This is a genomic window from Pseudomonas emilianonis (assembly GCF_023072625.1).
In the GTDB taxonomy this organism is placed as follows: Bacteria; Pseudomonadota; Gammaproteobacteria; order Pseudomonadales; family Pseudomonadaceae; genus Aquipseudomonas; species Aquipseudomonas paraveronii.
This window is the reverse complement of record NZ_JAKNRV010000345.1, coordinates 1-5,259: the sequence shown is the minus strand read 5'-3', so window position 1 is coordinate 5,259 and position 5,259 is coordinate 1. Positions and strand designations below refer to the sequence as shown.

At 62.4% G+C, this 5,259-nt stretch carries 7 protein-coding genes; 4 read left to right on the top strand and 3 right to left on the bottom strand.

The annotated features are described in order from the left end of the window. The 3 genes from L9Z73_RS24605 to L9Z73_RS24595 all read left to right on the top strand — a co-directional run. Positions 1–327: YcfL family protein (locus tag L9Z73_RS24605; protein WP_247406620.1), on the top strand; the 327-nt coding region annotated here is incomplete at its 5' end. Positions 328–362: 35 nt separating this feature from the next. After that, positions 363–950: a penicillin-binding protein activator LpoB gene (gene lpoB / locus L9Z73_RS24600; RefSeq protein WP_247406618.1), complete on the top strand. Its 588-nt coding sequence runs from the start codon at positions 363–365 to the stop codon at positions 948–950. 3 nt (positions 951–953) lie between these two features. Continuing rightward, positions 954–1,694 carry a penicillin-binding protein activator LpoB gene (locus tag L9Z73_RS24595; protein WP_247406616.1) on the top strand — a complete coding sequence of 247 codons (741 nt, stop codon included), beginning with the start codon at positions 954–956 and terminating at the stop codon, positions 1,692–1,694. A 138-nt stretch (positions 1,695–1,832) separates the two neighbouring features. On the opposite strand, the gene L9Z73_RS24590 is transcribed toward L9Z73_RS24595, so the two are convergent. The 3 genes from L9Z73_RS24590 to L9Z73_RS24580 all read right to left on the bottom strand — a co-directional run bounded on the left by L9Z73_RS24590 (position 1,833) and on the right by L9Z73_RS24580 (position 5,036). Next, positions 1,833–2,465 (bottom strand): LysE family transporter, encoded by a 633-nt coding sequence (locus L9Z73_RS24590; protein ID WP_247406615.1) that lies wholly within the window; start codon positions 2,463–2,465, stop codon positions 1,833–1,835. A gap of 88 nt (positions 2,466–2,553) precedes the next feature. Beyond that, positions 2,554–3,126, bottom strand: coding sequence for a mechanosensitive ion channel family protein (locus tag L9Z73_RS24585; RefSeq protein ID WP_247406611.1), 573 nt, complete (start codon positions 3,124–3,126; stop codon positions 2,554–2,556). Beyond that, positions 3,126–5,036: an ATP-binding cassette domain-containing protein gene (locus L9Z73_RS24580; protein ID WP_247406608.1), complete on the bottom strand. Its 1,911-nt coding sequence runs from the start codon at positions 5,034–5,036 to the stop codon at positions 3,126–3,128. Before L9Z73_RS24580 ends, L9Z73_RS24585 begins: the two co-directional genes overlap by 1 nt. A gap of 50 nt (positions 5,037–5,086) precedes the next feature. Between L9Z73_RS24580 and L9Z73_RS24575 the strand changes: the two genes are divergently transcribed. After that, positions 5,087–5,259: TIGR02444 family protein (locus tag L9Z73_RS24575; protein ID WP_247406622.1), on the top strand; the 173-nt coding region annotated here is incomplete at its 3' end.

Genomic DNA, 5,259 nt, shown 5'->3' with positions numbered 1-5,259 from the left:
GGCTGCGCCACCCCGCCGCCACCGGCACCCGGCAGCGCCGCCAGCAAAATCGTGGTGATGGGCAAGTTCAAGGGCATCGCCGTCGGGGCCATTCGGGTGGCGCGCGAGAATGGTTTTCTCACCGCCAAGGTGCAGTTGAGCAACATCACCAGCAGCAACCGGATGATGTATTACCGCTTCGCCTGGCTGGGCGCCGACGGCTTCCCGGTGGGCGATGAAGAAACCTGGAAGGTACTGAACCTGTACGCCAACCAGGCCACGTTCCTGCCAGCCATTGCCAACTTGCCTCAGGCGGCGGACTTCCGTCTCGAAGTGAAGACCCCTTGAGTCGCTCCCCTTTTCAGGTTTTAGAGAGATTTCCCATGTTTGCACGCTTCTCGCTCCTCGCCGTGATCGCCGTATTGGTCAGCGGCTGCGCCAACACCTCGCCGGTGCTCGGCGGCAAGAACATCAGCTACGGCGACACCAAGGCCGTGGAGCTGGTGACCAACGAATTCGGCTCCACCGACCTGCAGATGATCGCCGAAAGCATGACCCGCTCCCTCGCCCAGTCCGGCATCCTCCAGGGCCGCCCGGTGGTGCAGGTGTATGACGTGAAGAACAAGACCAGCGAGTACATCGACACCCGCGAGATCACCACGTCGATCAAGACCCAGTTGATGAAGACCGGCACCGCGCGCTTCGCCAGCGACAACACCGACATGCAAAGCCAGGTCGACCAGCTCAAGCTGCAGAACCAGAGCGGCCTGTACAAAAAATCCAGCGTGAGCAAGACCGGCAACATGGTCGCCGCCAAGTACCGCCTGGAAGGCTCGATCAGTTCCATCGTCAAGCGCAGCTCGGACTACAAGGACGTGTTCTACAAGTTCAGCCTGCAACTGATCGACGTCGAAAGCGGCCTGGCCGAATGGATGGACGAAAAAGAAATCCGCAAGACCACGGAGCGCTAAGCAATGCGTGCATGGATCGGCATGATCGGCCTGCTGTGCGCCTTTGGCGCCTCGGCCGCACCGAAGATCGCGGTGACCGACCTGGCCTACGAGGCGCAGGTCGAGGAGTACATCCATCAGGTCTCGGCCAGCAACAACTTCCAGGCCAGCGCTTACAACGCCAGCGGCGCGGCGAACTACAGCGAGTATGAAAGCCGCACCCGCTACATCGAACAGGCAGAGCTGCGTAAATTCAGCGGCGACATCAAGGGCGAGATCCTCAAGTCGCGCCAGTTCCAGTTGGTGCAAGGCACGCCCTACACCGCCGATGCCAAGGGTGACGTGTATGACGTGATCAAGCGCATCAAGGCCGGCAACTTCAAGGGCGCGGACTACGTGCTGTTCGGCACCCTATCGGACATCGATTTCACCCAGGACATCAACGCGCTGGACCGCACCAACAGCTACTCGGCGGTGCTGGGCCTGACGCTGGTGGCGGATTTCAGCCTGATCAACACGCGCACCTTCGAAATCACCTCAGCGTTTACCGCGATGGGTGAAGGTCAGGACACCAAACTGGTGAACAGCCGCGACGTGCGCGTCAGCCTGAACCGGCCGCGTGTGGTGAAGGAAGTTTCGAAAGCCTTGGGTGAGGACGTGGCCAGGCAGTTGGCGGAACAGTTGGGCGGTGGGTATCAAGACCCAGGCCAGCCAGTGTTGCGCAATAACCTGCCAAGGGATGAAGCACCGAAGATTCTGCGCTGAGCCGCAGTTTCGCAAGCAACACCAATCAAATGTGGGAGCTGGCTTGCCTGCGATGCAGACACCTTGGTGTATCAGTTACACCAAGGTGATGCTATCGCAGGCGAGCCAGCTCCCACATTTTTGCTGCGGTTTTGTCAGTTACGCCGTTGCGCGATGCAAACTGGCCAGAAACCCCGCCGCCCCCACGAACAACCCGGCAAACGTGCGGTTCATGCGTTTTTGCTGCTTGGGCGTGCGCAACAGGCGCAAGACCTTCGACGCCAAGCCGGTATAGCCCGCCATCACGATCATATCGACGCTGATCATCGTCGCGCCGAGGATCAGATACTGGGTCAGCAGCGGTGCCTGCGGGTTCACGAACTGCGGCAACACCGCGAGCATGAACACCAGCGCCTTGGGGTTGCTGGCGTTGACCAGAAACCCCCGGAACATCATCGCCATCGGCTTGCCAATCGGCCGTACTGCCGCGTCGTCGGTCATGTCCATGGGCAAGGCACGCCATTGCTTGACGGCCAGGTACACCAGGTATGCCACGCCAAACCATTTGATCGCATAGAACGCGGTGGACGACGCCGCCAGAATGGCCCCCAGCCCGCCCGCCACCACGGCAATCTGCATCGCCAGGCCGATTTGCAGGCCGATGGCGTTCCAGTAACCGCGCAGGAAACCGTATTGCAGGCCGCTGGACATCGAGGCGATGGCGCCTGCGCCAGGGGAAAGGGAGATGATCCAACTGGCGAGGAAAAAGGCCAGCCATGTGTCGAGTGCCATTGCACACCTCAGCAGCGAGTTTGCGGTTGTGCCTTAAGCTAACTCTGCCGACCGAATGCTGGCTATAGATTTTTACAAGATGTGAACGCTAGCGCTCGCCCGGCATCACCGCACTGTCGCGCCAGCGTCGCACCGAGCGTTGGAAGAACAGGCTATTGGGCACCTGCACCGTCACGCCGCCGGTCCCCGCCTCTTCCACTTCGATCAGCGTGGTGTAAAGCAGATTGATCGCCACGACGCGGCCCTTCACACCCGGTTTGTCGACGGTGTCCACCAACTCGACGATGTCACCCAGGCGGAACGGCCCGACGGTGAAGATCAGGATCGCGCACAACAGGTTGGACAACACCGACCACATGGCGAAGAACGCCACCGCCGCCACCGCGACGAACCCCGACAGCGCGGTCCACAACACTGTGGCGGACACGCCCAGGCGGCCCAGCACGAAGATCAGCGCACTGCCCATGATAAGCCAGCGCAAGCCGCCGCGCAGCGGCATCAACAATTGCGGCGGGAAGGGGTAGCGCTCACCCAGTCGGGTCAGGCCCTTGGCGACAAACCGCTGGGTAAGGTAGCCAGCCAGCAGGATCAGCAGGACTTGCACGCTGATCCACACAGGCTCGACCCATTGCGCCGGCAGCGGCAGTTGCAGCGCTTCCATCAGGACAGCGCCTCCAGCTCCGCTTGCAGGCTTTCGAGCAGTTCGAGGGCTTCCATCCAGCTTTCCTCCAACTGACCTTCACGGACCTTGAGCTTGGCCTGCTCGGCCAGCAGATCGCGCAGTTCATCCTTGCGTGCGGCTTCGTACACGGCACTGTCGCCCAGGCTGGTCTCGATCTTGGCCAGACGTTCGTGGACCTTGCCCAACTCGGCTTCCAGCTTGTCAGCGTCGCGCTTGTGCGGCGCCAACTGCTGGCGCAGGGCGGCAGCGGCCTGGCGCTGGGCCTTCTTGTCGGTTTTGTCCGGGTTGACCGGCGTGTTGCTGGTCGGCGCGTTGCGCAGGCGGTAATCCGTCAGCCAGCGTGCATAGTCTTCGAGGTCGCCGTCGAACTCTTCGACTTTGCCATCGGCCACCAGCAGGAAGTTGTCGGTGGTGCTCTTGAGCAAGTGGCGATCGTGAGACACCACCAGTACCGCACCACTGAATTCCTGCAACGCCATGGTCAGCGCCAGGCGCATTTCCAGGTCGAGGTGGTTGGTCGGTTCGTCGAGCAGCAACAGGTTCGGCCGGCCCCAGGCGATCAGCGCCAGGGCCAGGCGGGCTTTTTCGCCGCCGGAGAAGTTCAGCACCGGCTCATCGATGCGCGCACCGCGGAAGTCGAAGCCGCCGAGGAAGTCGCGCAGAGTCTGCTCGCGCTCGGTCGGCGCCAGGCGCTGCAAGTGCAGCAACGGGCTGGCCTTGGCGTCCAGGGAGTCCAACTGATGCTGGGCGAAGTAGCCCACCACCAGGTTCTCGCCACGGGTCAGGCGGCCGGCCAGGGGTTGCAGTTCGCCCGACAGGTTCTTGATCAGCGTCGACTTGCCCGCGCCGTTCGGTCCGAGCAGGCCAATACGCGCGCCCGGCGTGAGTTGCAGTTTGACCTTCTCGAGGATGGTTTTATCGCCATAGCCCAGGCGTGCATCGGACAGATCGAGCAACGGGCTGGAGATTTTCACCGACTCGCGGAACACGAAATCGAAGGGCGAATCGACGTGGGCCGCCGACAGTTCTTCCATGCGCTCCAGCGCCTTGATCCGGCTCTGGGCCTGACGGGCCTTGGTGGCCTGGGCCTTGAACCGGGCGATGTAGCTTTCCATGTGCGCGCGCTGCGCCTGCTGCTTCTCGAACGCCTGCTGTTGCTGGGCCAGGCGTTCGGCGCGGGCGCGCTCGAACGCACTGTAGCCGCCACGGTAGAGGGTGATTTTCTTCTGTTCGACGTGGGCGATGTTGTCGACCACGGCGTCGAGGAAATCCCGGTCGTGGGAAATCAGCAGCAGGGTGCCTTGATAGTTCTTGAGGAAATCCTCCAGCCACAGGATCGCATCGAGGTCCAAGTGGTTGGTCGGTTCGTCGAGCAGCAGCAAGTCCGAGGGGCACATCAGTGCCTGGGCCAGGTTCAGGCGCATGCGCCAGCCGCCGGAAAAGTCGGCGACCGGGCGGTCCATCTGTTCGTTGGTAAAGCCAAGGCCGGCGAGCATCTTGCGGGCACGAGCGTCGGCGGTGTAGCCGTCGGCGCTGTCCAGTTCCGCGTGCAGGCGAGCCTGAGCGGCGCCGTCTTGGGCTTTCTCGGCCTCGGCCAGGTCGTGTTGTACCTGGCGCAGACGCAGGTCGCCATCGAGCACGTAGTCGATCGCGATGCGGTCCAGGGTATCGATCTCCTGGCGCATATGGGCGATGCGCCAGTCGGCCGGCAGCAAGCAGTCCCCGGAGTCCGGGGTCAGCTCACCCAGCAACAGGGCAAACAACGTGGATTTGCCGGCGCCATTGGCACCGATCAGGCCGGCTTTGTGACCGGCGTGCAGGGTCAGCTCGGCGTCTTCAAGAAGACGTTGCGGGCCACGCTGTAATGTTAGGCTTTGAAGTCGGATCATAATGGCGGCGGAGTCTACCAGCTTCGTTGGCCGCTGGCTTGGGTGTGAATATGTGCGCTGACCTGTGGAGCTTTGCCCTCTCGACTTACGCCCGCCCGGGCGTCGAGGCCGCGTGCCTGCGTTTGCAGGAACAAGGCGCGGATGTGTGCCTGTTGCTCTGCGGGGCGTTCGGCGCAGGTCAAGAAGCAGTTATCGGAAAGCCTGCTGGCCGTGGTGCAGGAAC